Below are 483 nucleotides of genomic sequence, written 5' to 3'. Positions count from 1 at the left end.
CGATTCAGGGGCTGCTGTTAGTGCAAAGCGTGGTGGTATTGTTGATCAAGTTGATGCAACCCGTATTGTTATTCGTGCGACAGAAGATTTAGATCCTTCAAAGTCTGGGGTTGATATTTACCGTTTACAGAAATTTCAACGTTCCAATCAATCCACTTGTATTAATCAGCGTCCTCTCGTGCATGTTGGTGATCGGGTAGAGAAGGGAAATATCATTGCGGATGGTCCGTCTACGGATCTTGGTGATCTAGCTCTTGGTCGGAATGTTCTTGTGGCATTTATGCCTTGGAATGGGTACAATTATGAAGATTCCATTTTGCTTTCCGAGCGTATCGTTGCCGATGATGTCTTTACTTCGATTCATATTGAGGAGTTTGAGGTTGCTGCACGTGATACAAAGCTTGGTCCTGAAGAAATTACGCGTGATATTCCAAATGTTGCGGAAGAGTCCTTAAGGAATCTTGATGAGGCTGGAATTATCTA

1 pseudogene is annotated in these 483 nt (G+C 43.1%); it reads left to right on the top strand.

Going from position 1 to position 483, the window contains the following annotated elements:
- Positions 1 to 483, top strand: a pseudogene (locus ACFIK8_RS10745) (DNA-directed RNA polymerase subunit beta); the annotation flags it as partial.

The sequence above is a fragment of the Bartonella sp. MR168JLCBS genome, assembly GCF_042194175.1.
The sequence above is the reverse complement of the archived record's forward strand: the minus strand, read 5'-3'. Positions and strand labels throughout refer to the sequence as shown.